Origin of the sequence: Chamaesiphon sp. OTE_8_metabat_110 (genome assembly GCF_031382685.1) — a bacterium.
GTDB lineage: Bacteria > Cyanobacteriota > Cyanobacteriia > Cyanobacteriales > Chamaesiphonaceae > Chamaesiphon.
This window is the reverse complement of sequence record NZ_JANMZA010000009.1, coordinates 1-1,725: the sequence shown is the minus strand read 5'-3', so window position 1 is coordinate 1,725 and position 1,725 is coordinate 1. Positions and strand designations below refer to the sequence as shown.

Annotated in this window: 1 pseudogene; it reads right to left on the bottom strand. The window is 44.1% G+C overall.

From position 1 onward, the window contains the following. A pseudogene (locus RMO52_RS00275) lies at positions 1-1,725 on the bottom strand (hypothetical protein); the annotation flags it as partial.

The following is a 1,725-nucleotide window of genomic DNA, read 5'->3' as shown; positions in this document are numbered from 1 at the left end:
GTTGTAAAGAGTATTCTCATCGATCGATATTTTATATCCAACTTGTTTGGGGATCGTACTCTGTACCTTAATCGAGATCTCCTTGGTATCTGCAAGCTCGTTAATCCGATTGCCCCAAAACTTTTGTTCGGCAGGTTGAGTAATCTCTCCAATCTTCGTCGCACTGCTGTAAACCTCGATAGTCGATTCGAGTTCGGGTTCTCTCACTATCTCGACTGATATCGATTCAAACTGTTCTTTGCGAATGGATTCGGTGACATTATCCCGATTCTTTTTATCGAATCGATCGAAGTTTACCCCTGATAGATAGTAAGTTCGATTGTTAATGACCATCATGCCAGAAAATTTATTATCGAATATTTTCAGCCGAGCGAGTTTTAATTGGGTGGATTTATCATCGCCTAATACTGCGATAATCTCTGGGGCAAGGTTGCTGACTTTAATGTCGATCTGCTCGGATGGCACTAGCAATCTGTAGCTGGGTGTTTGAGTGCGGACGATACGGAGATCTCTAACTTGCCCGCGATCGATTAAATTCTTCCCTTCGCTGGTGAGTTTGCCCACCAGTACGGATCGCTGGGTTCCTGCTTCCAGTGGCGATTTGAACGTGACGGTGTTGTAGTTAGGCTCGATCGTGCCCTGGAAGCTAGTCTTGTCCAGCAGTTGAATCCCATAGCCAGTCAATCGGCCAGCTTCAATCCACTGCTGTTTACCATCAACTTCTGCCAAGGCTCGCAGATTTTTGGTGTCATTTTCACCAGTGGTAACAAAGTATTCGGTCGGTATGGTGAGATAGCTGGCATATTCTGTGTCCAAGATGATGTTTTGGGCACCTCGATCGAATACAAACTCGTTTAAAGTGTCTGGCAAACAACTAAGTAAAAAGTCTTGGGATATGGCCTTTTCGCCCACGAGTTGAGCGGTGGCTGCGAAGACCTCCCGCTTATCCCATCCCCTTTGCTCGATGACATTCCGAAATTCTGCTAAAACTGCTCGCGATTCGGCTTTGAGTTCTTCGATTCGGTCGTGGAGAACTTCAAATTCAAAGTCATTTATTTGCTGTTTACCTTCAATTTTGGCTGAAGTTTTGGCAGTAGCTCCCAACACGTATTCATATTTAATGCCTTTAAAATTTATTGAATTATCTGGATAAAACGTTACCAGACCATCGCTGGTCGCGATCGATCCTTTGCCCTCTAATTGACGGAATGTATTAATTTCACTGACATTACAATTGCCAACGACGATTTTACTGTTATTGGTGGTGTAAATATTTAGAACGATCGGTTTGCCATATTTGAAATCTTTCAAAGCTTGGGTTTCTAATGCGATGGTCGATTGCAGATTTTGATAATCATTGCGGAAATTGGCGACCATTGCCTTCATTTCTGGCTCGACCGGAACAGATCGTAATTGACCGATTAGTGCGTTGAGGGTCATGCTACTGCTCGGTGGTAGTCGATTTTGATGGTTCTCTTCAATAATTAATCGTTTGAGGAGTTGGATGCTAGCATCGAGTTCGGGGAGCTTGTCGGTGACGGCATAAACTGTGCCCTCATTAGGTTTTACGCCCGATTTGACGAAATCTACCGATCGTTGATTTTCCTTATCTACTACCTCTATGCACTTTCTCAGCACGATGGTTTGATAGTCGCGGAGGTATTTGTCGATTTGAGTGGGATCGTAAGGATGGTTGGGAGTGACTTTCAGGCTGGTGGTGAAGAT